Below are 22,993 nucleotides of genomic sequence, written 5' to 3'. Positions count from 1 at the left end.
ACCGGAGGACCAGGACTGATGCGGGCGCTGCGCGCGCACGACCCCGGCGAACTGGGCGGGCACCGGCTGCTCGCCCGGCTCGGCGCGGGCGGCATGGGCGTGGTCTACCTGGCCCGGACCGCCGACGGGGCCCTGGTCGCCGTGAAGGTCATCCGCGCCGAGTACGCCGCCGACCGTGCCTTCCGGGAACGGTTCCGGCGCGAGGCACGGCTGGCCAGGGCGTTCGCCTGCCGCTGGCTGGTGAACGTCACCGACGCCGACGCCGAGGCCCGCGAGCCCTGGCTCGCCACCGCTTTCGTGCCGGGGCCCTCCCTCGCCGAGGCCGTGGACGGCCACGGCCCGCTGCCGCCGACCGCCGTCACCGTGCTGGGCGCCCGGCTCGCGGAGGCGCTGGCCGAGGTGCACGCCGCGGGCCTGGTGCACCGGGACGTCAAGCCCGGCAACGTCCTGCTCGCCCTCGACGGCCCCCGCCTGATCGACTTCGGTATCGCCCGGTCGCCGGGCGGCACGGCGCTGACCGACCCCGACGTGATCGTCGGCACCCCCGGCTATCTGTCCCCCGAGCAGGCCCGGACCGGCGGCGAGGCGGCCCCGGCGAGCGATCTGTTCGCCCTGGGCTGTGTGCTGGCGTACGCGCTCACCGGGCAGCGGCCCTTCGGCCTGGGCGACCCGGCCGCCGTCCTGTACCGCACCGTGCACGAGGAACCCGACGTGCCCGGCCTCGACCGGCTGCCGCTCCCTCTGCGCACGGCGATCACCGGCTGCCTGGCCAAGGACCCCGCGTACCGGCCCACGGCGGCCGAACTCGCCCGCTCCCTGCGTGACAACCCTCCGACGACGGCGACCGGGCCCGTCCGACAGGACGCCCTCCGACAACAGGCAGCCCCCGCAGACGAGTTCACCCCCGCCTCCGGCGCCCCGGCCGACTGGCTCCCCTCCGCCGTGCTCCGCATGGTCGCCGACCGCTCCACCCGCGCGCTGGACCCGCCGCCCCGGCAGAGCGGACCCGTGGCCCAGCTGGAGCCCACGCTCGTGGAAGAGGGCCGCGCGCCCTCCCGGCGCCGGCTCCTCGCCATCGGCGGATCGGTCGGCGCGGTGCTCGCCGCGTCCGGCACCGCGCTGCTACTGACGGGCCGTCAGGGCGCCACGCGGGGCGGCTCGGCGCAGGACCTGCCCGTCCATGTCATCGGCTTCCAGGCAGCTCTGACGGGTGACCACAAGGAGGCGGGACTGGCGCAGGAGCGCGGCGCCCGGCTCGCCGTGGCCGCTCACAACGCCCGTGAGGACACCCGCTTCCGGCTCGCCCTGAGCTCGTACGACGACCGGGGCGAGGCCGGGCGGGCGAAGGAAGGGGCCCGTACGCTCCTCGCGGAGCGGTCGCTGTGCGCGGTGATCGGCCCCACCACCGTCGCCGCCGCCCGCGTGGCGGTCCCCCTGTACGGGAAGGCGTACACGCCGGTCCTGCTCGTCTCGGCCGACTCCAGCGCTGTGGGGCCGTCCTCGACCGGGACCCGCACCCGCTGCGCGACCGTGGTCCCGTCCAGCTTCCGGAACCTGCCCGTGCTCTCCTACCTGACCCGGGTACGCGGGGTCGAGCGCACCGCCGTGGTCCATGACCGGGCCGCGCCCGGGATGGCCGAGACCGCTCGCAACCTGCGGGAGTCTCCGCCCAGCGAGGGCAGCGCCACGGTTCATCCTGTCGCTTCCGGTACGGAGGACTTCGGCCCGGCCGTCGCCGCCGCGCTGGCCACGCACCCCGAGGCCGTCGTCTACGCGGGCACCTCTCCGACCCGGGCCGCGGCCTGCGCCCGCGCCCTCGCCTCGGCGGGTTTCACCGGCCCCCGCGTGACCTACGAACCCGTCATGCGCCCGGCCTTCACGAAGACCGCGGGCGAGGCGGCCGAGGGCTGGGTGATCGAGGCGCCCTACAGCCGACCGCAGTCGTCGGACACCGAGGCCGCCAAAGCGTTCACCGCGGCGCACCGCGCCCGCTACGGCCTGCCTCCCGCCCGTTGGGCCGCGGAAGCCCACGACGCGGTGGGGCTGGTCACCGCGGCCCTGGAAGCCCTCGGCGGCGGCGTCGGCATCACCCCCGGGCAGGTCGCCGAACGCATCTTCACACTCAGCTACGAGGGCGTGGCCAAACCCATCCGCTTCACCCAGGACCTCACCCACAGCCTGGAACCCGAGAACACGAGCTTCCTGTACCAGGTCGAGGACGCGAAGTTCCGCCTCCTCGGCCGGTACGACCAGGTGGGGTGACCCGCGCCGGCCCCGTCCGGCGGTGCCGCCGTACCGACCGGCTCGGTCCGCTGCCGTGCGGTCGCGGTGCCGGCCCGGGGCCTCCGGAGGCGTCCGGTTAGGGCCGACCGGCCCCCTGCCCGCCCCCGGACAGCCCATGGGATCACCTTCCGATCCGCTGGATGCTCGAAGTGTCACCGGCCCGGAGGAGACCTGCCATGACGGACGACCTGCTCAGCCGCCCCCCTGTCCACGCCCTGCTCGCGGACGGAACGACCGTTCGCATCCGGGCCGTGGAGCGAGGCGATCACGATCAGCTCCAAGGACTCTACGAGGAGATGTCCTCGGAGAATCTGCGGCTGCGGTTCTTCGCGGCGAGCCGGCGTTCGGCCAAGCTGGCGGCGGACCGGGCCTGTGCCCCACCGCGTCAGGGGTACCGGGCGCTCCTGGCGGAGCGCGCCGGCCAGGTGATCGGCCTCGCCGAGTACGAGACCGGCGAGGACGCCGGCACGGCCGAGATCTCCATCGCGGTGGCCGACGGACTGCACCACCGGGGCGTCGGCACCCTGCTGATCGAACACCTCGTCTCGGCCGCCCGCGCGGAGGGGATCACCACCTTCACCGCCGACGCGCTCAGCGAGAACAGCGAGGTGCTCCGGCTCTTCTCCGACCTCGGACTGGGCATGTCCCGCAGGTTCGACGGCCCCGAGGTGCGCTGCACCATCACCCTGACCGAGGACGACACCTACCTCACGGCCGTCGAGGCCCGCGGCCGGGCCGCCGACGTCGCCAGCCTGGAACCGCTGCTGCGACCCCGCACCGTCGCCGTGATCGGCGCGGGCCGCAAGCCGGGTTCCGTCGGACGCGCCGTCCTGCACCACCTGCGCACCGGCGCATTCACCGGACGGCTGTTCGCGGTGAACCCCGCCGCCGCGTCCCTCCTCGGCGTGCCCTGCCACCCGTCCGTCGCCGCACTGCCCCAGACCCCCGACCTCGCGGTCGTCGCCGTACCCGCCGCCGCGGTCCCCGCCACGGCCGAGGAATGCGGCAAGGCCGGCGTACGTGCCCTGCTGGTGGTCACGGCGGGCCTGGACCGTGACCAGGCGCGCGCTCTGCGGGAGGCCTGCCGCACACACGGCATGCGCCTCGTCGGCCCCAACTGCCTGGGCATCTCCCACACCGACCCCGCCGTCCGCCTCGACGCGACCTTCGCCGCCGGCCATCCGAGCCCCGGCACCGCCGGTGTCGCCGTGCAGTCCGGCGGGGTGGGCATCGCCCTGCTCGACGGGCTCTCCCGGCTGGGCATCGGCGTGTCGTCCTTCGCCTCGCTCGGCGACAAGTACGACGTCAGCGGCAACGACATGCTCCAGTGGTGGGAGAGCGACGGCCGCACCGACCTCGCCCTGCTCCACCTGGAGTCCTTCGGCAACCCCAGGGCGTTCTCGCGCACCGCGCGCCGGGTGACCCGGCGCGCGGTGCTCACCGTCGACGCGGGTCGCACCGAGGCCGGGCGGCGGGCCGCCGCCTCGCACACGGCCGCCGCCGCCACCCCGACCATGACCCGCCGGGCCCTGTTCACCCAGGCCGGTGTCACCGCCACCGGCTCGGTCGGCGAACTCCTCGAAACCGCCGCCCTCCTGCACTCCCAGCCCCTGCCGAAGGGATTCCGCGTCGCCGTCCTCACCAACGCGGGAGGCGCGGGCGTCCTGGCCGCCGACGCCTGTGTGGAGGCCGGACTGCTCCTCCCGGCGTTCACCCCCGAACTCGCCGACGACCTGCTCGCCGTGCTGCCCGGTGGCGCCTGCGTCGGCAACCCCGTGGACGCCACGGCCGCCGTCACGGAGGAACAGCTGAAGGACGCCGTGGAACGGGTGCTGCGGCACGGCGGGATCGACGCCGTGCTGCTGGCCCTCGTCCCCACGGCCGTCGCCGAGGCGACCGGCGACGACCTCGTCAGGGCCCTCACCGACGCCCCCGGCCCCAGGCCGAAACCGGTCGTCGCGGTCCGACTCGAACAGGACCTGCCGGTCAGGCTGTTGCCCGCCACCGGCGGTGGCACCGTCCCGTCCTACGCCGAACCCCAGGCCGCGGCACGGGCCCTGACCCACGCCGCCCGCCGCGCCGCCTGGCTGGCCCGCCCCGCCGGAACCGTGCCGCACCTGGACGGCATCGACACGAGCCGCGCCCACGACATCGCCGACACGTTCCTGTCCGTCCACCCGGACGGCGGCTGGCTCGACCCGCGGACCTGCGCCGACCTGCTGTCCTGCTACGGCATCCCGCAGATCCCCTGGGCCTGGGCCGAGACCGAGGACGCCGCCGTCCTCGCCGCCGACCGGCTGCGCGGGCCCGACGGCCGCGTGGTCATGAAGGCCCACTGGCCGGGTCTCGTGCACAAGAGCGAACAGCACGCGGTCCACCTCGACCTCCAGGGCGACTCGCAGGTCCGCGCCGCCTTCCGCGACTTCGAGACCCGCTTCGGGGACCTGCTGGCCGGCGTGATCGTCCAGCCGCTCGCCCCACGCGGCACCGAACTCTTCGCGGGCGTCGTCCAGGACGAGGTCTTCGGCCCGCTCGTGCTGTTCGGACTCGGCGGCACCGCCACCGAGGTGCTCGGCGACCACGCCGCCCGGCTCGCCCCGCTCACCGACCACGACGTCCACGACCTGATCACCGCACCGCGCTGCGCCCCGCTGCTGTTCGGCGCGCGCGGCAGCGGACCGGTCGACCTCGAACGCCTGGAGCGGCTGCTGCTGGGGCTGTCCCGGATGGCGGCCGACCTGCCGCAGCTCGCCGAGGCCGACTTCAACCCCGTTCTCGCGACGCCGGCCGGAGTCTCCGTGCTCGACGCGCGCGTGCGCCTGCTGCCCCGCAGGCCCCAGGACCCCTATCTGCGGCGCCTTCGCTGAGGAGGGAAGAGCCATGAAGCATGACAAGGTCGGCTCCGTGATGACGACCGACGTCGTCCGTGCCGAGTACGACACCCCGTTCAAGGAGGTCGCCCGACTGCTCGCCGACCACCGGATCAGCGGACTTCCGGTGATCGACGACGACGAGAAGGTCATCGGGGTCATCTCCGAGACCGATCTGATGGCCAGGCAGGCCGAGGCTCCCGACCCCTACGAGCCGCGCAGGCGCCACCCCTTCGGCGCGCTGACCCGCAGGGCACGACGGCAGGCCGCCAAGGCCGAGGCCCGCACCGCGGGCCGGCTGATGACCGAGCCGCCGATCACCGTGCACGCGGAGGACACCGTCGTCGAGGCGGCCCGGACCATGGCCCAGCACCGCGTGGAGCGGCTGCCCGTCGTGGACGAGGAGGAGCGCCTCGTCGGCATCGTCACCCGGCGCGACCTGCTCCAGGTCTTCCTGCGGCCCGACGAGGAGATCCGCTCCACCGTGACCCGGGAGGTGGTGGTGCGCACCCTGTGGCTGGCCCCGCACAGCGTCGACGTGACCGTGGACCAGGGCGTCGTCACCCTCTCGGGCCAGATGGAACGCAAGAGCGAGACGGAGATCGCCGTCTCGATGACCCGCCAGGTCGACGGGGTGGTCGGCGTCGTCGACAAACTCACCTGGCGGCTGGACGACGCACACATCGACCCCGCCGAACAGGCACTGCACGGCGTCGCGGACCCCTGGCTGCGCAGGCTGTGAACGGCAGGCCGTGACGCGCGGTCCGCGAGGGCGGGCCGCCGCGCAGGGCCCTGAGAGGGAGGCTCAACGTCATGAACGCCAAAGTCCTGGTCGCCTACGGGACGACCAACGGATCCACCGCACGGATCGCCGAGACCATCGCCGAGACCCTCAACAAGGAGGGGCTGACGGCCGAGGCCCGGCCCGCCGAATCGGTCGTCACCCTGCTGCCGTACGACGCCGTCGTGGTCGGCGGCGGGGTCTACGCCGGCCGCTGGCAGAAGAACGCCCGTCGCTTCCTGCGCCGGCACCGCCGCGAACTGCCCGACCGCCCGCTGTGGCTGTTCAGCAGCGGGCCCCTCGACGCCTCCGCCTCCGAGCGGGACATCCCGCCCGTGCCCGGCGTCCGCAGGGCCATGATCCGGTTCGACGCCAGGGAGCACATCACCTTCGGCGGCTGTCTGGAGAAGGGCGCGAAGGGCTTCATTGCCCACAAGATCGTCGAGTCCGGCAAGGGGGGCGACTTCCGGGACTTTCCCGCGATCGAGGCGTGGGCGGGCCGGATCGCGAAGGAGCTGCTGGGGGTGCCCCAGGGGGAGAGGAGTCGCTGACCTGGAAGGGGTAGCGGGCGGTGAAGCGGGACACACGGTACGGCGGGCCTCCCGCCGTACCGTGTGTCCCGCTTCTTCCTTCTTCCGCGGCTGCTCCGGGCCGGTCCCTCACGGCCAGGTACCTCACGGCGCCAGCGAGAAGTAGTTCTCCTCCTCCTGGTCGAAGTGCAACCGCAGGACGCCGTACAGCCCGTACAGGCAGGCCCGCAGGTCGTCGAGGTTCTCCGGGCGGAGCCCGCCGTCCGCGTCGGTGAGGGTGAGGTGCGTGGCGATGCGGTCGGCGAGACGGTCGATCTCGGCGTGAGCCCTGCTCATCGTGGCCGTGGCCTCCGGGCCTCCCAACGAGTCGGCGAGCGCGGGATAGAGCTGGTGCTCCTCGGCGTGCTCGTGCGGCAGCAGCCGCTCGGTCAGCAGCCGGTGCACCTGCTCGACGGATTCCCGCGCCTGCCCCTGCGGGGCCTGCGACAGCCGGTCCGCCGCCGCCCGGACAGCCTCGACCACCTCCCGGAGGTCGTCGTGTTCGGCCGCGAACCGGTGCACCAGCTCCTCCGCGGTGGGCGTGAGTACCTGGGTGTCCTCACGGCCCGGGAGCAGCGCGCGCAGCGCGTTGAGGATGACGGCGACGTCGATGCCCTCCTGGAGGAGGGCTCCGGCGGCCGGAGGCAGCAACCCGAAGGCCGCCGCCACCATCGCGGCCAGCGACATGACCATGCCGCCCAGCGCGCTCTGCACGGCGATGCGGCGGGCGCGTACGGCGATGCCCATGGCGTCGGCGAGCCGGTCCACCCGATCCGTGGTGAGCACGATGTCGGCCGCCTCGGAGGACGCGCTGGAACCGCGCGCCCCCATGGCGACCCCGACGTCGGCGGCGGCCAGCGCCGGAGCGTCGTTGACGCCGTCGCCGACCATCACGGTGACGGCGTGGGCGCGTTCGGCACGGACCGCGGCGACCTTGTCGGCGGGGGACTGCCCGGTCCGCACGTCGTCGAGCCCGAGGACGGTGGCGACCTCGTGGGCGGGTTCCGAGCGGTCGCCGGTGAGCATCGTCAGCCGCCGGATGCCGGCCGCCCGCAGCCGCCGCAGCGTCCTCGGAGCGTCCCGGCGCAGGGGATCACGCAGCAGGACGGCACCGGCCACCTCCCCGTCCACCGTCACCCAGACCACGGTCGCCCCGTCGAGCACGGACCGGTTGTCGACCGCACGGACCCATGCGGCGGTCTCCGGCCCGACGGGCATCCGGCCCACGAAGAGCGTGTGACCGTCCACGGAGCCGGTGGCACCGCGCCCCGGCTCCTCGTGGACGTCCGCAGGCATGGACAGTTCCAGCCCGCGCCGATGCGCCTCGTCCACGAGGGCCTGGGCCAGGACGTGCGGGGAGAACCGGTCGAGGGAGGCGGCCCGGCGCAGCACCTCCGCCGGATCGGTGCCCGGGGCCGCGGCGACGTCCACCACACGGGGACGCCCCGCTGTGAGCGTGCCCGTCTTGTCCAGAACCAGGGTGCGGGCCCGGCCCAGGCTCTCCAGGGCGCCGCCGTCACGGACGACGACACCCCGGCGGGCCGCCCGCGAGAGCCCCGAGACGATCGCCACCGGCGCGGCGAGCAGCAACGGACAGGGTGTGGCGACCACCAGCACCGCGACCGCGGACGTGGCCGACCCCCCGAGCAGCCAGGCCAGACCCGCCACGACCAGGCTCAGCGGCACGAACCAGGCGGCGTACCGGTCGGCCAGCCGCACCACGGGGGCGGTCTCGGCACCGGCCTGCCGGGCGAGCCGGACGATCTCGGCGTACGCGCTGTCCTCCGCGGTGGCGGTGGCCCGCAGTTCGAAGGCGGTACCCGCGTTGACGGCCCCGCTGCGCACCAGTTCTCCCCGGCCGTGCTCGACAGGAAGGGACTCACCGGTGAGCACCGACTCGTCCAGGACGGCGACGCGGTCGACGACCCGCCCGTTCACAGGGACGACCTCTCCGGGGCCGACCACCAGCAGATCGTCCACCGCGACCTCGGCCAGTGCGACCGTGCGCACCTCGTCCCCGACGCGGCGGCGCGCCGATCGCGGGGCGTGCCGCACCAGCGCGCTCAGATCGCGGGAGGCCCGCTGCCGCGCCGCCGCCTCGAGCGCCCGGCCGGTCGCGAGCATCACCGCGATCAGGGCCCCGGCCAGGTACTCGCGCACGGCGAGTGTGCCGCCCAGGGCCAGGACGGCGATCACGTCGACGCCCGCGTGTCCCTGGTGCAGGGCGCGCAGGATCCAGATCACCGAGGGCGCCACCGCTGCCACGGTGCCTGCCGCCCAGCACAGATCCGCCACCTCGGGCGCGTCCGCCAGCCAGGCGATCCCGCCGGCGACGAGCGCCGCCGTGGTCACCGCCAACAGCAGCGCGTCCGTTCCGTACCGTGCCAGTCGCGCACGCATCAGCCGGCCTCCTCGCCCCGTCCGGCGCGGCTCCGCTCGCTGGACGGGCCTTCGGTCGGCGCAGGGCTCCGATCCCAGCGTCCCGCACAAGCGGCGGTCCGGCCCGGGGCCGCACAGTCCAGGCAGAGGGACGGACGGCCCCTCCCGCCGGGCCCCACCGGTCCCGGACGCTGGAGGCGGATGGTTCACGAAGGGCGGAACACCATGTCCGTGTCGTACGAGATCGCTGCTCCCTCGTCCCCCGCTCCCGAGCTCCTCGGTCACGCGGCCTTCCATCTGGCCCGTGCCGCCACCTGGGCGCCGTCGATCCACAACACCCAGCCCTGGCTCTTCGTCGACGAGGGCGGGGACCAGGGCTTCGAGGTGCACGCCGACGCCGCGCGACGGCTGCCCCTGACCGACCCGGCGGGCCGGGAGATGGTGATCAGCTGTGGAGCCGCGCTGTTCAACGCGCGGGTCGCCGTACGGCACCTCGGCTTCCGGCCGATCGTGACGCTGCTCCCGGATCCGGCGCAGGCGGCCTTCCTGGCCCGTGTCGCCTGGGGTGCCCACCTCCCCGAGTCCCGCGAGGTGAGGCTGATGGAGCGCGCGATGACGTACCGGCACACACACCGTGGGCCCTTCGGGCCCGAGCCCGTGCCGTGGTCCCTGGTCGAGGAGCTGCGTGCCCACGCACGCGCCGAGGGCGCTGTGCTGCACACGGTCGACAACCCGGAGAAGCTGCGGATGCTCGCGAGGTCGGTACGGGCGGCGGAGTCCGTGCACCGTGCCGACCCCGGCCATGTCTCCGAGGTGTCCGGCTGGTCCGGACACGCACGGCGGTCGTGGCGGGAGCGGGTGCCCCAGGCGTACCGCCTCGACCCCGACCGCCTGCTGCTCGCCGGTCGTGACTACGCGGGCCTGGCCACCGTGTGCGAAGGCCGGTCCCGGCGGTGGACCCCGCGGACGGGCACCGTGGTCGTGCTGTCGACCCCCCAGGACACGCGCCTGGACTGGCTGCGGGCGGGACAGGCGCTCCAGCGGGTGCTGCTGTACGCGGCGGTCCACGGGGTCATGGCGGCCTTCCACACCCAGCCGCTCGAACTACCGGACCGACGCGCCGAGTTGCGGGCGAGACTCACCGGGGACCGTCACCCGCAGCTGGTCCTGCGCCTCGGGCACTCGGCGTGCGTACGCACGTCACCTCGTCGGCCGACCGCGGCCGTGCTCCACGGGAGCCGTCCGGCGGGGACGCGTGTCGTCGCAGACCGTGCCCGGGGAGCCCGCCCGGGTGGAGCTTCGGTCGTGGACATGACGGTGGCGGAGCGTTGACCCGGGACCTTCCGGGCCCGGTGCGGCCCGGAAGGTCCCGGGGAGGGACCCGGTCGGCCCCTGCCCGCCCGGGCATCGCGCTGGGAGATTTTCCCTCAAGGAGGCCGCCGTGTCCGGCGGGTCCTCACGACCACGAGAAGGTGCGAGGGGGTGTCGAACGATGGCTCGCAGTCGTCACCGCACGACGCGGAGACTGTGGCTGTGGCGCTGGCGGGCGAACCCGCTCCGGCGCCGGAGCGACATCGTGGAGGGCTGGCTGCTGCTGGCGGTCAGCGTGCTCGCCGTCGCCCTGGGCGCCTTCGTCGGCGCGGCGACCGCGCACGGCGTGGAGCGGAACCTGAACGAGCGGAGGGCCGAGCGGCACGCTGTCTCCGCGGTCCTCACCGAGGACGCTCCCGCCACCGTCTCCGCGACCGCCGGTACCGGCGGCCAGGTGTGGGCCAAGGTGCGCTGGACGGCGGCCGACGGCACACCCCGGACGGGGTCGGCCCGGGTCGAGCCCGGCACGGACGGCGGCGCCACGGTCCGGGTGTGGCTGGACCGCCACGGCAACGTCGTACCCGCGCCTCTCGACAGGGACGACGCGGCGGTCCAGGGCGTCGCCCTGGGCACGGCCACCGCCGTGGGCACCGCCGTGACCGTCTCCTGCCTCGGCTGGGTCGTCCACGGTCGCGCCGAACGGCGGCGGATGGCGCAGTGGGACACGGAGTGGGCGCGGTTCGGCCCGCAGTGGGGGCAGCGGACGAGCTGACGCGGAGCCTGCCTGGAGCGGGGTCCGACGGTCCGACCGTGTGTCCGCCGTGGCCGGGCGGGCGTCATGCGGAGGGCAGGGCGAGCGCCAGTTTGCCGGTGACCCGGCCGTCGAGGAGGTGGCGGACGGCCGCGGCGGTGTCGGCGAGCGGGTGGACGCGGTCCACGACGGGGCTGAGCGCTCCCCCGTCGATGAGCGCGGTCAGGTCGCGCAGCCCGTCGGCGTGCTCGGACGCGATGAAGGTGCCCAGCTGCCGGCGGATGAACGGGGACAGCAGCTGCGCACGGAGTTGCCGGTCGGTGCCGCCGAGCCAGCGACCGCTCGTCTCGCCGCCGGTGATGACCAGCCTGCCGCGGGGTGTGAGGGCGCGGCGCAGATCCGCCAGACCGCGATTGCCCGCGATGTCGATGATGGTGTCGTAACGGCGCCCGTCGGCGAGGAAGTCCTCGCGCGTGTAGTCGATCACACGATCGGCGCCCAACGACCGTACGGCGTCGAGCTTGGGGGTGCTCGCGACCGCCGTGACCCGGGCTCCGAGATGGTGGGCGAGCTGGACGGCGAAGGTGCCCACGCCGCCGGCCGCTCCCGTGATCAGTACCTGCTGACCCCGCTGGACCCTGCCCTTGTCGCGGACCGCCTGGAGTGCGGTGAGCCCACTGACGGGTACCGTCGCCGCCTCCTCGAAGGTGAGAGCCGTCGGCTTGGGAGCGATCCTGTCGGGGCGGGCCGCGGCGTACTCGGCGAATGCGGCGGGTGCCGTGCCGTAGACCTCGTCGCCGGGTGCGAAACCGGTGACGGCGGGCCCGACCGCCTCGACGACACCGGCGAGGTTGCGGCCGGGATTGGCGAGCCTCGGCCCGCGCAGCCCGCTCACGGGGCGGACCGCGTACGGCAGTCCGGCCATCATGTGCCAGGTGCCCCGGTCGACGCTGGATGCGCGGACCCGTACCAGTACCTCGCCGGGCGCGATCTCGGGCCGGGCCGTCCGCGCCATGCGGAGCACTGCTTCCGGCCGGGTGCCGTACCGCTCCTGCACGACCGCCGCCATGGTCGCGCTCTCGTCGGTCGCGGTCGGTCGGCTCCTCTTCCTTGTCGTCATCGTCCCTGTTCCCTCTCCATGAACTTACGGTGTAAGTGTTTACTTACGCCGTAAGTAAACACTTACACCGTAAGCTCGTCAATGCCGAAGAGAGACCGCGAGAGGAAGCGACGCCCACCGTGCCCCGACGCTCGACCCCACAGACCGACCGTGAGCCGCTCACCCGGCAGCGCGTCCTGCGTGCCGCCGTGGAACTCGCCGACGCCGGCGGCGTGGAGACGCTCAGCATGCGCAAGCTCGGCGAGGCCGTCGGGGTCGAGGCGATGTCCCTCTACAACCACGTGGCCAACAAGGACGACCTGCTCGACGGCATGGTCGACCTGGTCTTCGGCGAGGTGGAGCTGCCCCGGCCCGGCGACGACTGGCGACAGGCGATGCGGCAGCGGGCGATCTCCATGCGCCTCGCGCTGTCCAGGCACCGCTGGGCCATCGGGCTGATGGAGTCCCGGTCCACTCCGGGGCCGGCCACTCTGCGTCACCACGACGCCGTTCTCGGCTGCCTCCGCCAGGGCGGGTTGACCCTCACCCTGACCGCCCACGCCATCTCGGTCCTGGACAGCTACATCTATGGGTTCGCCCTGCAGGAGAAGAGCCTGCCCTTCGAGTCCCCCGAGCAGACCGCCGAACTGGCGGAATCCATCATGGGTGGCTTCGGTGACGGTGAGTACCCTTACCTGACCGAGATCGCGACCGCTCACGTCATGCGCCCCGGGTACTCCTACGGTGACGAGTTCCTCTACGGACTGGACCTCATCCTCGACGGCCTCGACCGGGCGACAGGCTGACGAACCGCGGACGTGCGCGCCGTGCGGCTCCAGGCCGGATCCGGGAACGTCGCTCGAACTCTCAGCAGATACGCGGCAGTTGCTCGCCCAGCGGCATGTCCATGATCCGCCGCGCGCCCACCCTCGTCCGCAGGGTCACCCGTCCGGCCGGTCCTCGCGCCGCCACCTCACCGATCCGCACCGCCCGCGCGCCCTCCGGCAGGGACCGCATCGCGGCCAGGGCCGTCTCGGCCACCGGCGCCGAGACGAAGGCCACCAGACAGCCCTCGTTGGCGACGGTCAGCGGATCCAGGCCGAGCAGGTCGCAGGCGGACGCGACGGCCTCGGGCACCGGGACCGCGCTCTCGTCGATCTCGACGGCGACCCGGGAGTCCCGGGCGATCTCGTTGAGCGCGGCGGCCAGCCCGCCCCGGGTCGGGTCGCGCAGGGCATGAACGTCCGGGGCCACGTGTGCGAGCGCCTCCACGAGGCGGTGCAGCGGACGGCTGTCCGAGGCGATGTCGCTCTCGAAGCCGAGCCCCTCCCGGGTGCTGAGGACGGTCGTGCCGTGCAGTCCGATCGGCCCGGACAGCAGCACCGCGTCCCCGGGTCGGGCGAGGGCCGCGGACGGGTGCAACGCACCGTGCCGCTGCCCGACGCCGGTGGTGTTGACGAAGAGCCGATCGGCGGCCCCGCGCCCCACGACCTTGGTGTCGCCGGTGACCACGGGGACCCCGGCGGACCGAGCGGCCTTCCCCAAGGAGGCGACGACCGCGTGGAGTTCCGCCAGCGGCAGCCCCTCCTCGATGATCAGGGAGACGGACAGGGCGATCGGCCAGGCGCCCCGCATGGCGAGGTCGTTGATCGTGCCGTGCACGGCGAGGGAACCGATGTCCCCGCCGGGGAAGAACAACGGGCTCACCACGAAGCTGTCGGTGCTGATCACCAGCTCCCGGTAGCCGGGCAGCAGCGCCGCGTCCTCCAGAGGGCCCGGCGCGCCGTCGAGGGACGGCAGGACGAGCCGGTCGAGCAGCTCGGCGGTGAGCCGTCCGCCGGCGCCGTGGCCCAGCAGCACGACCTCGTCCTCGTGCGTCGGGGTGGGGCACTCGATGGTCATCCCGGGCTCCTTGTCGTCGGTGGGGAAGTCGTCCTCGCGCGTCCCGCGCCGTGGAAGGCGGCGCAGGTGCCCTCGGACGAGACCATGGGGGCGCCGAGGGGGTGGCGGGGCGTGCAACGGGTGCCGTAGGCGGGGCAGTCGGTGGGCAGCCGCGCTCCGGTGAGCACGGCGCCCGCGATGCACTCGGGATCCTCCACGGACCGCAGTCCGTCCACGGCGAAGCGGCGGGCCGCGTCGAAACTCCGGTAGGCGTCGGTGAGTTCGAGCCCGCTGGCGGGAAGTGTGCCGATGCCGCGCCAGGCCCGGTCGGTGACCCGGAAGACGGCCCGCACCGCGTCCTGCGCCCGGGTGTTGCCCGAGCGCCGCACCGCCCGCGCGTACTGGTTCTCCACCACGTGCCGCCCGGCCTCCAGCTGCCGCACCGCCATCAGGATGCCCTCCAGCAGGTCCAGCGGTTCGAAGCCGGTGACCACGATCGGCACCCGGTACGTCTCGGCGATCGGTTCGTAGTCGCGCCAGCCCATCACCGCGCACACGTGCCCGGCCGCGAGGAACGCCTCCACCTCGCAGTCGGGATCCTCCAGCAGCGCGGTGATCGCCGGCGGCACGAGAACGTGACTGACGAGCACGGAGAAGTTCGTGAGGCCCAGCCGGGCCGCGTGCAGCACGGCGGTGGCGTTGGCGGGCGCGGTCGTCTCGAACCCGACCGCGAGGAAGACGACCTCTCGGTCGGGGTGTTCGGCGGCCAGGCGTACGGCGTCCATGGGGGCGTACACGACACGTACGTCGGCGCCCCGGGCCCGCAGCGACAGCAGGTCCGTGTGCGTGCCGGGCACGCGCAGCATGTCACCGAAGCTCGTGAGGATCACCTCGGGGCGGGCCGCGACGGCCATGGCCCGGTCCAGGACCTCCAGCGGGGTCACACAGACCGGGCAGCCGGGACCATGGATCATCCGCATCCCGGCGGGCAGCAGTTCGTCGATGCCCTGGCGCACCAGTGTGTGGGTCTGGCCCCCGCACACCTCCATGATCCGCCACGGACGCGTGGCGGTGCCCGCCAGCTCGTCCAGCAGTTGCCGGGCGAGCACGGGGTCGCGGTATTCGTCCAGGTACTTCATGGAGACCTCGGGCGAGTCGTCGGGCCCGGCCCGGGGGCGATCAGCGGTGCGAGAGGTCGAGACGGATGTCGACGACACCCTCGACCGCCCGCACGGCACGGGCCAGGACGGGCACGAGTGCGCGTTCGGGCAGCGAACCGCCCAGCGTCACCACGCCCTCCGTGACGGTGACCGTGATCGCCTCCGTGGACGGGAGCGAGGTGAGGACGGAATCGCGTATCTCCTCGGCCATCTCCTCGTCGGGGCGGAGGAACACCTTGAGCAGGTCCCCGCGGCTGACCACGCCCTGGAGCATGCCGACCCGGTCGACGACCGGGAGCCGCTTGACCTTGCGGCGCGCCATGATGCGGGCGGCCTCGGCCAGGGTGGCGTCGGCGTGGACGGAGACGGCGGGGGCGTTCATCAGTTCACCGGCGGTCACCGCACCCGCCTTGAGGCGGTCCGCGAGCTCGCCCCGGGTGTCGTCGGCGTCCCGGAACTCCTCCTTGTGCAGCAGGTCGGCCTCCGAGACCACGCCGACGACCCGGCCCTCGCCCTCCAGTACGGGCAGGGCGCTGACCTTCCACTGGTCGAACAGCTGGACGATCTCCTTGAAGGGCGCGTCACGTCCCACGGCGACGACGGTGTGCGTCATCACATCGCTCACGGTGTACGGCGAGTCAGGCATCGGGGCCTCCTTCAGGTGCGGACGACGGTCAGGTCGAGGAAGTGGGTGGAGCACGAGATGCACGGGTCGTGGTTGCGGATCGCCCGTTCGCACAGGGCCGTCAGCTCCGCGTCGTCCGGGTCGCCGTCGGTGATCGCGTCCTGGGCGAGGCGCAGCAGATCGTCCTCGATGGCGCCCTGGTTCTGCGCGGTCGGCGGCACGAGCCGGGCGTCGGTGAGGATGCCGTCCGCGTCGAGCGCGTAGCGGTGGTAGAGCAGTCCGCGCGGGGCCTCGGTGGCTCCGTGGCCGACCCCGGCGGTCGGCGGCACCTCGGTGTACGGGCGGGGCGGCGGCTCGTACGCGTCGATGATCCGCAGCGCCTCGTCGACGGCGTACACGACCTCCACGGCCCGCACCAGGATCGACCGGAAGGGGTTGCGGCACACCACGCCCTCGCGCGGATCGCCGAGCCCCGCCGCACGGGCGGCCTCCAGCGCCGGCGGTGACAGCAGACGCCCGCCCACCGCGTACCTGGCGAGGGCACCGGTGAGATGGCGTCGCCCGTCCAGTCGGGCGTGCAGAGCCGTGGAGTGCGGCACCTGGGTCTCGGTGACGTGGTCGGTGAAGTCCCGCACCGGGAAGGACCGGAGGGTGCCGTCGGAGCGCAGCACGGTCGGGGTGCCGCCCTCGATGGCGTACGTGTCGGGAGAGGCCAGCGCGAACAGGTCGGCATCGACCCGGGCCTCGGGAAACTCGAATCCGGCCACCCAGCGCACGGTCTCCAGCGCGTCGTCGAGAGCTCTCCGCAACTCCTGTGCCAGCGGCCGCAGTTCGGCACGGGTCGGAGTGCGATGGAAGCCCCCGAGCCGCACGTTGACGGGATGGACGGCCCGTCCGCCCAGCAGCTCCATCAGGGAGTTGCCCGCCTTCTTCAGCCTCAGCCCCCGCTCGACCTCGGCCCGGTGCGTGCGCGCCAGCTCGATCGCGCTCGCCCGGCCCAGGAAGTCCGGCGCGTGCAGCAGGTAGACGTGCAGGGTGTGGCTCTCGATCCACTCGCCGCAGTACAGCAGCCTGCGCAGGTCACGGATCCGCGGGTCGACGGTGACGCCGCAGGCGTCCTCGACGGCCGCGCACGCGCTCATCTGGTAGGCCACCGGACAGATTCCGCACACCCGGGCGGTGATGTCGGGCGGCTCGGTGTACGCCCGGCCACGCAGGAACGCCTCGAAGAAGCGGGGCGGTTCGTAGATGTCGAGCCGGGCCTCGCGCACCGTACCGTCGTGGACGCTCAGCCGCAGCGCGCCCTCGCCCTCCACCCGGGCGAGCGAACCGACGTGCAGCACTCGGGAGCCGCGATGGGTCACTTCGTCAACTCCTCTTCGAAAGCAGGGGCGTTGAAGGTGTGCAGCATGCGGTCGGTGGCGTCCTCGTCGAGGCCGTCCCGGCGCAGCACGGGGATCAGCGCGGGCAGGTTCACCGTGCCCGAGGGCCCGAAGCAGCCGTAGCAGCCGCGCCCGTACGCCGGACACAGGGCCCCGCAGCCGGCGTGGGTGACCGGTCCGAGGCAGGGCGTGCCGTGGGCGACGATCACGCAGACCGTGCCGCGCCGCTTGCACTCGAAGCACACACTGTGGTCGGGCACGTCCGGCCGGCGACCGGCGAGGAACGCGGTGATCACCTCGATGAGCTGCCGCTTGTCGATCGGGCAGCCGCGCAGTTCGAAGTCGACGTCCACGTGGGCCGACACGGGTGTGGACGTGGCCAGGGTGGAGACGTACTCCGGATGCGCGTAGACGACCCGCCGGTACTCGTCGACGTCCGCGTAGTTGCGCAGCGCCTGGATGCCGCCGGCGGTGGCGCAGGCCCCGATGGTGACCAGTCGACGCGAGGCGGCCCGGATCTCCCGGATCCGCTCCGCGTCCTCGGCGGTGGTGACCGAACCCTCGACGAGAGCCAGGTCGTACGGTCCGTCCCCCACCGCGCTGGAGGCCTCCAGGAAGTGGGCGACGTCCACCTGCCCCGCCAGCGCGAGGAGTTCGTCCTCGCAGTCCAGCAGGGTCAGCTGGCAGCCGTCGCAGGAGGCGAGTTTGAACACGGCGAGCCTCGGCACGGTCATCTCACAACTCCCTCACGGACAACAGGGGTTCGGCCCGGTCCCAGCCGACGACCGGACCGTCCCGGCACACCAGCAGCGGACCGAGCTGGCAGTGCCCGCACGTTCCCGTCGCGCACCGCATGTTCCGCTCCAAGGACACTCGGATCTGTTCCGCGGGTACCCCGCGGTGAGCGAGGTCCCGGGCGGTGGCGCGGATCATCGGCTCGGGGCCGCAGACGAAGGCCCAGGTGCGGTCGGGCTCGAACGGTGCCCGGCCCAGGAGCTGGGTGACCACGCCGACATCTCCCCGCCAGCCGGGGTCGGGCCGGTCGACGGTCACCCCGGTGTACGCCGTCGGCCAGCCGTCGACCTCCTCCCGGCCGATCAGGTCGCCCGGTGTACGGGCCCCGACGAGCACGCTGAGCCGGCCGTAGGCCCCGGGCTCGGCGAGCACGCTCAGGATCAGCGGGCGCAACGGAGCCAGGCCGATGCCACCCGCCACCACCAGGACGTCCCGGCCGCGCGCCCGCCCTACCTCCCAGCCGGTGCCGTACGGCCCGCGCACGCCCAGTACGTCACCCGCCCGGGCCGCGCACAGCCCGTCCGAGACGGCGCCCACCCCCCGGACGGTGTGCGCGAGGCCGCCCGTGCCCTGAACGGAGCTGACCGACAGGGGGATCTCGCCCCGGCCGAAGCAGTGCACCATCGCGAACTGTCCCGGCGCGAAGTCCGCCAGCGTCTCGCCCACCGGTTCCAGCCGCAGCGTGACCGTCTCCGGGGTCTCCCGCCGCCGGTCGACCACGAGATGCGGGACGGGCACGGCGGTCATCGCGCACCCCCGCCAGGCGCGTAGCCGTACAGGTCCACCAGACGGGCGCGGGCCGCGTTGAGCCGTTGCGAGACGACCCGGCCCACCCAGTGACCGACGGCCCGGCCGAACTCGGCGTCCTCCTCGCACATCCGGCGCACGGCGACGGCGTCGAACTCGTGCGCCGCCACCCGGGTGACGGTCTCGGCGCCGAGCTGCCAGATGTACGGCTCGTACAGCCAGGACCAGCCCACCAGGTCGCCGGTGCCCAGGGTCTCGATCACCGGCGCGTGACGACCGGGTACGTGCAGATCGAGGGCGACGCGGCCGCTGCGCACGACCCAGAAGCGGTCGGCGCGTGCGCCCTCCTCGAAAAGCCGCAGGCCCGGCGGTAGATCGACCTCGCGGGCGACGCGCAGCAGCCGGTCGCGATGCTCGGGAGGCAGCGCGTGGGTCAGGCGCAGCATGGGGGAGACGCTCATCGCTCATGCCTCCGGGGCGGGCTCGCGACGGTCGGGGTCGAGTTCCGCGTCCAGCGCGGCGACCTCCTCCGTGATGTCGATGCCGGTCGGGCACCAGACGATGCACCGTCCGCAGCCCACGCATCCGGAGGTGCCGAACTGGTCGTGCCAGGTGCCGAGCTTGTGGGTGAGCCACTGCCGGTAGCGGGAGCGCCCCGAGGAGCGCACCGGGCCCTCGTGCAGGTAGGAAAAGTCCAGGTCGAAGCAGGAGTCCCAGCGCTGCCAGCGCTCGGTGTGGTCACCGGTCAGGTCGGTGACCTCCTCGGTGGTGACACAGAAGCAGGTCGGGCAGACCATCGTGCAGTTGCCGCAGGTCAGACAACGGGCGGCCACGTCGTCCCAGCGCTCGGCCTCCAGGCTGGCGCCCAGCAGCGTCCGCAGGTCGACGGGGGGCAGGGACCGGCCCATGCGCTCCCGCGCCGCGTCCACCGAGGCGCGGGCGGTGTCCCGCGTGCCCGCGTCGGCCTCGCGGTGCGGCACCCGGTCCAGCAGCCGGGCCCCCTCGTCGCTGCCGACCCGGACGAGGAAGCGGTGTCCGTCGTCGTCCACGACCTCGGTGAGCGCGAGGTCGTACCCGGGATCGGCGGCGGGGCCGCCGCCCGTCGACACACAGAAGCAGGTGGCGCCCGGCTCGGTGCACTCGGCCGCGATCAGCAGCGCCCGTCCGCGACGCTCGCCGTAGCCGCCGTCCGCGTACCGCCCCCCGGTCAGGACCCGGTCCTGGATCGCGATGGCCCGCAGGTCACAGGGCCGGACCCCGAGGAAGGCGTACGCCGGTGCCGAGGGCTGGTGCGCGGTGAACACCGGCTCGCCGTCGGCCGTCCGGTCGGCACTCCACAGCTTCTCCCGCGGCGGGCGGAGGAAGTTCTTCCAGGACTGCGGACCCGCGCTGTGCGCGAACGCGGCGCCGTCCTCGCGGGGGACGAGCCGGTACCGGCCGGCCTCCAGCTCGACTCCCCAGCCATAGGGCAGCTCGGCCGCCGAGTCCAGCTCCGCGAGCACGATCGCGCCGTCACGGACCGTCGGTCCGACGACGGTCCGGCCGTCGGCCACCAGGGCCGCGACCAAGGCGTCGAGGCCGTCGCGGTCCAGTACCGCCGGGGGCGCCGTGCGGGTCATCGCGTTCCTCCTCCGTCGAGGCGGTTGCCTGCGCCTGACTTCCAGCGTCCGGCCGGTCCCGGTGTCCACGGCAGGGGCCGTAAGGCCCCTGGACCGGGCCGGTCGGGCCCGGTCGTGGCCGGCCGGGCCGCCGCGGCGGACGGTCCGCGGCGCCTCACGGCTCTGTGGCGGAGCCGGGAGACGGCAAGGTCGGCGAAGCGCCCAGCTCCGCCTCCACCGCACCCGCCATCGCCCGCAGCACCTCCAGCGTCCGGTGCGCCTCCGCCTCGTCCACCTCGGTGATCGCGAAGCCGACGTGCACGATCACATACGTCCCGACACCCGCGTCGGGCGTACAGCTGAGGCAGACCTCGCGCCGTACGCCGCCGAAGTCGACGGTGCCCATGCGCAGCCCCGCGTCCTCGTGCACCTCCAGGATCAGCCCCGGAACGCCCAGGCACATCTCCGTTCACCCCTCTCCGGCCAGCCGGGCGGCGGCGACCGCCGCCTGGCCGTAGCTGATGCCGCCGTCCCCGACCGGCACGGCGCCACCGACCAGCACCCGCACCCCCAGCGCCCGCAGCCGCCGCCGGGTCTCGGTGAGCAGCCGCCGGTTGACGAAACAGCCGCCGCCCAGGCACACCGTGCGGGGCGCGCCGTCGGCCACGATCCGGGCGACCAGGTCGGCGGTGACGGTCGCGAGCGTCAGATGGAAGGCCGCCGCCAACCGGGTGACCGGCTCCCCGTCCAGCCGTCGCCGCAACAGATCGGTGAGGGTCGCTGTGGAGTCGTACACCCACAGCCCCTGCGCCCGGACGACCCGGTGGGCGAGCGGCAGCGCGTGCTCGGCCCCGGCCGCCGCCTCCAGCAGCACGGCGGCCTCGCCCTCGTAGCCGGTCTCGTCGCAGAGGCCGAGGAGCGAGGCGACCGCGTCGAAGAGCCGTCCGGCGCTGGAGGCGCGCGGGCAGTTGACGTCCCGGGCCACCATGGCGCGTACCGCCGCGACCTCCGACGGATCGAGCCGGTCCGTGAAGGACCTGGTCAGCCACGGGTACGGCCGCGGGGTGCCCAGACGCTCGGTGTCCAGCAGATGGCCGAGGGCGGTCCGGGACGGATGGCGTACCGCCGCGTCGCCGCCCGGCAGCGGAGCGGTCGCGAACCTGCCCGCGCGACGGTAGCCGCGCCGGTCGGCGACGAGAACCTCACCACCCCACAGGGTGCCGTCGTCGCCCAGCCCCAGACCGTCGTAGGCGACACCGACGAAAGGCCCGCGCACCCCGTGCTCGGCCGCGCAGGCGACCACGTGCGCGTGGTGGTGCTGGACGGGGACGAGACGTGTTCCCTGCTCCCGCGCCCACCGGGTGGACAGATAGCCGGGGTGGAGGTCGTGAGCGATCGCCGTCGGTTCGATGCCGGTGAGCCGCTTGAGGTCGTCGTACGACGCCCGGAAAGCCTCGTACGTGGCCTCGTCGGCCAGGTCGCCCGTGTGCGGCCCGAGATGGGCCCGGCCGTCGGCGGCGAGCGTGAAGGTGTGCTTCAGGTGCCCGCCCGCCCCCGCCACCGGCTCCCGTACGTCGAGGGGCAGCGCCGCGGGCGCGAGGCCACGGGCCCGGCGGACGGTGACCCGCACCCGGCCGGTCACCTCCACCACGGAGTCGTCGTACCGGGACCGGATGGGCCGGTCGTGGGTGAGGAACCCGTCGGCCACGCCCTTCAGGGTCCGCCGGGCCTCCGCGTCCCCGAGGGCGATGGGTTCACCGCACCGGTTGCCGCTGGTCACCACGAGCGGGCGGTCCAGATCGTCCAGGAGCAGTTGGTGCAGGCCCGTGGTGGGCAGGAACAGGCCGACGCGGCCCAGACCCGGGTGGACCCCCTCGGCCAGGAGGTCGCCGTGGCGTCGGCAGCGGGCGAGCAGCACCACGGGCCGGGCCGGGGAGGTGAGCACCTCGTACTCCGTGGCGCCGATCCGGGCCAGCCGCGCCGCCGCCCTCGTGTCGCGCACCATCACGGCGAACGGTTTCGTGGGACGGCGCTTGCGGCGGCGCAGCTCCGCCACGGCCGCGGAATCGCCCGCGTCGCACACCAGTTGGTAGCCGCCGAGTCCCTTGAGCGCGACGATCCCGCCTCCGGCGACGGCCTCGGCAGCCGCGCGCAGCGCGTCCTCACCGCGCAGTTCCCCCCACGCCAGGCGCGGCCCGCAGACGGGGCACGCGACGGGCTCGGCATGGAAGCGCCGGTCGCCGGGATCGGCGTACTCGGCCGCGCACCGGGCGCACAGCGGGAAGCGGCGCATCGTCGTACGGGTCCGGTCGTACGGCAGGTCCTCGATGATCGTGGCGCGTGGCCCGCAGTCGGTGCAGTTGATGAACGGGTAGCGGTGGCGGCGGTCGCGGGGGTCACGCAGCTCACGCAGACAGGCGTCGCAGATTCCGGCGTCGGGCGGGAGCTCGCGCGGTGTTCCTCCCGCCCGGCCGGGCGGGCTGTGCCACACCTGGAAGCCGTCCCGGGGCGCGGCCTCCCGCGCGCCGGGCGTCAGCCGGACGTGGCGCACCCGGGCGAGTGCCGGCGCGTCGATCCGCAGCCGCGCCGCGAACTCGTCGACGGCGCCGGGCTCTCCGGCGACCTCGCCCTCCACGTGCCCGTTGACGTTGGCCACCCAGCCGCTCAGCCCGAGCGTCGAGGCGGTGCGGTACACGAAGGGCCGGAAGCCGACTCCCTGGACGATCCCGTCCACCTGGAAGCGGCGCACGGTGCGGCCGGCT

At 74.0% G+C, this 22,993-nt stretch carries 19 protein-coding genes; 7 read left to right on the top strand and 12 right to left on the bottom strand.

The genetic code is table 11. The features are described from left to right. Positions 1-18: 18 nt before the first annotated feature. From ACZ9QC_RS01210 to ACZ9QC_RS01195, 4 genes are all read left to right on the top strand, one after another. Positions 19-2,262 carry a bifunctional serine/threonine-protein kinase/ABC transporter substrate-binding protein gene (locus tag ACZ9QC_RS01210; RefSeq protein ID WP_472918347.1) on the top strand — a complete coding sequence of 748 codons (2,244 nt, stop codon included), beginning with the start codon at positions 19-21 and terminating at the stop codon, positions 2,260-2,262. Between the two features lie 197 nt (positions 2,263-2,459). Continuing rightward, positions 2,460-5,150: a bifunctional acetate--CoA ligase family protein/GNAT family N-acetyltransferase gene (locus ACZ9QC_RS01205; protein WP_472918346.1), complete on the top strand. Its 2,691-nt coding sequence runs from the start codon at positions 2,460-2,462 to the stop codon at positions 5,148-5,150. 13 nt (positions 5,151-5,163) lie between these two features. Continuing rightward, positions 5,164-5,895, top strand: a complete 732-nt coding sequence (locus ACZ9QC_RS01200) for a CBS domain-containing protein (RefSeq protein ID WP_472918345.1) — start codon at positions 5,164-5,166, stop codon at positions 5,893-5,895. Between the two features lie 71 nt (positions 5,896-5,966). After that, the gene (locus tag ACZ9QC_RS01195; protein WP_472918344.1) at positions 5,967-6,485 is read left to right on the top strand and encodes a flavodoxin domain-containing protein; all 519 of its coding nucleotides are present in this window, start codon (positions 5,967-5,969) and stop codon (positions 6,483-6,485) included. 123 nt (positions 6,486-6,608) lie between these two features. On the opposite strand, the gene ACZ9QC_RS01190 is transcribed toward ACZ9QC_RS01195, so the two are convergent. Then, positions 6,609-8,903 carry a heavy metal translocating P-type ATPase gene (locus ACZ9QC_RS01190; RefSeq protein ID WP_472918343.1) on the bottom strand — a complete coding sequence of 765 codons (2,295 nt, stop codon included), beginning with the start codon at positions 8,901-8,903 and terminating at the stop codon, positions 6,609-6,611. A 204-nt stretch (positions 8,904-9,107) separates the two neighbouring features. On the opposite strand from ACZ9QC_RS01190, the gene ACZ9QC_RS01185 reads away from it, so the two are divergent. Continuing rightward, positions 9,108-10,214 carry an Acg family FMN-binding oxidoreductase gene (locus ACZ9QC_RS01185; protein WP_472918342.1) on the top strand — a complete coding sequence of 369 codons (1,107 nt, stop codon included), beginning with the start codon at positions 9,108-9,110 and terminating at the stop codon, positions 10,212-10,214. A 160-nt stretch (positions 10,215-10,374) separates the two neighbouring features. Next, positions 10,375-10,965, top strand: a complete 591-nt coding sequence (locus ACZ9QC_RS01180; RefSeq protein ID WP_472918341.1) for an Rv1733c family protein — start codon at positions 10,375-10,377, stop codon at positions 10,963-10,965. A 64-nt stretch (positions 10,966-11,029) separates the two neighbouring features. Here the strand turns inward: ACZ9QC_RS01180 and ACZ9QC_RS01175 are convergent, their stop codons facing one another. Continuing rightward, positions 11,030-12,064 carry an NAD(P)-dependent alcohol dehydrogenase gene (locus ACZ9QC_RS01175; RefSeq protein ID WP_472918340.1) on the bottom strand — a complete coding sequence of 345 codons (1,035 nt, stop codon included), beginning with the start codon at positions 12,062-12,064 and terminating at the stop codon, positions 11,030-11,032. A 119-nt stretch (positions 12,065-12,183) separates the two neighbouring features. Here ACZ9QC_RS01175 and ACZ9QC_RS01170 point away from each other — a divergent pair, with 119 nt between their 5' ends. Continuing rightward, entirely contained in the window at positions 12,184-12,849 is a 666-nt protein-coding gene (locus tag ACZ9QC_RS01170; RefSeq protein WP_472918339.1) for a TetR/AcrR family transcriptional regulator, read from the top strand. A 61-nt stretch (positions 12,850-12,910) separates the two neighbouring features. Here ACZ9QC_RS01170 and hypE read toward each other — a convergent pair whose 3' ends face one another. The 10 genes from hypE to hypF all read right to left on the bottom strand — a co-directional run bounded on the left by hypE (position 12,911) and on the right by hypF (position 22,980). Beyond that, positions 12,911-13,945: a hydrogenase expression/formation protein HypE gene (hypE, locus tag ACZ9QC_RS01165; protein WP_472918338.1), complete on the bottom strand. Its 1,035-nt coding sequence runs from the start codon at positions 13,943-13,945 to the stop codon at positions 12,911-12,913. After that, complete coding sequence (gene hypD / locus ACZ9QC_RS01160) at positions 13,942-15,063, bottom strand: hydrogenase formation protein HypD (protein WP_472918337.1); 1,122 nt, start codon at positions 15,061-15,063, stop codon at positions 13,942-13,944. Before hypD ends, hypE begins: the two co-directional genes overlap by 4 nt. Before the next feature lie 40 nt (positions 15,064-15,103). Next, positions 15,104-15,730, bottom strand: a complete 627-nt coding sequence (locus ACZ9QC_RS01155; protein ID WP_472918336.1) for a CBS domain-containing protein — start codon at positions 15,728-15,730, stop codon at positions 15,104-15,106. A gap of 11 nt (positions 15,731-15,741) precedes the next feature. Then, entirely contained in the window at positions 15,742-17,073 is a 1,332-nt protein-coding gene (locus ACZ9QC_RS01150) for a Ni/Fe hydrogenase subunit alpha (RefSeq protein WP_472918335.1), read from the bottom strand. Then, complete coding sequence (locus ACZ9QC_RS01145) at positions 17,070-17,825, bottom strand: NADH-quinone oxidoreductase subunit B family protein (protein ID WP_472918334.1); 756 nt, start codon at positions 17,823-17,825, stop codon at positions 17,070-17,072. The genes ACZ9QC_RS01150 and ACZ9QC_RS01145 overlap by 4 nt, the downstream gene beginning before the upstream one ends. Before the next feature lies 1 nt (position 17,826). Then, on the bottom strand, positions 17,827-18,633 hold the full coding sequence (locus tag ACZ9QC_RS01140; protein ID WP_472918333.1) for an FAD/NAD(P)-binding protein: 807 nt from the start codon (positions 18,631-18,633) through the stop codon (positions 17,827-17,829). Then, positions 18,630-19,094 carry a Crp/Fnr family transcriptional regulator gene (locus ACZ9QC_RS01135; RefSeq protein WP_472918332.1) on the bottom strand — a complete coding sequence of 155 codons (465 nt, stop codon included), beginning with the start codon at positions 19,092-19,094 and terminating at the stop codon, positions 18,630-18,632. The genes ACZ9QC_RS01140 and ACZ9QC_RS01135 overlap by 4 nt, the downstream gene beginning before the upstream one ends. Positions 19,095-19,097: 3 nt before the next feature. Next, positions 19,098-20,252, bottom strand: a complete 1,155-nt coding sequence (locus ACZ9QC_RS01130) for a 4Fe-4S dicluster domain-containing protein (protein WP_472918331.1) — start codon at positions 20,250-20,252, stop codon at positions 19,098-19,100. Between the two features lie 154 nt (positions 20,253-20,406). Further along, the gene (locus ACZ9QC_RS01125; RefSeq protein ID WP_472918330.1) at positions 20,407-20,694 is read right to left on the bottom strand and encodes a HypC/HybG/HupF family hydrogenase formation chaperone; all 288 of its coding nucleotides are present in this window, start codon (positions 20,692-20,694) and stop codon (positions 20,407-20,409) included. A gap of 6 nt (positions 20,695-20,700) precedes the next feature. Then, positions 20,701-22,980 (bottom strand): carbamoyltransferase HypF, encoded by a 2,280-nt coding sequence (gene hypF, locus ACZ9QC_RS01120; protein WP_472918329.1) that lies wholly within the window; start codon positions 22,978-22,980, stop codon positions 20,701-20,703. Positions 22,981-22,993 lie beyond the last annotated feature (13 nt).

This window comes from Streptomyces sp. HUAS MS02, assembly GCF_055702265.1.
This window is presented reverse-complemented; position numbering and strand designations above follow the sequence as displayed.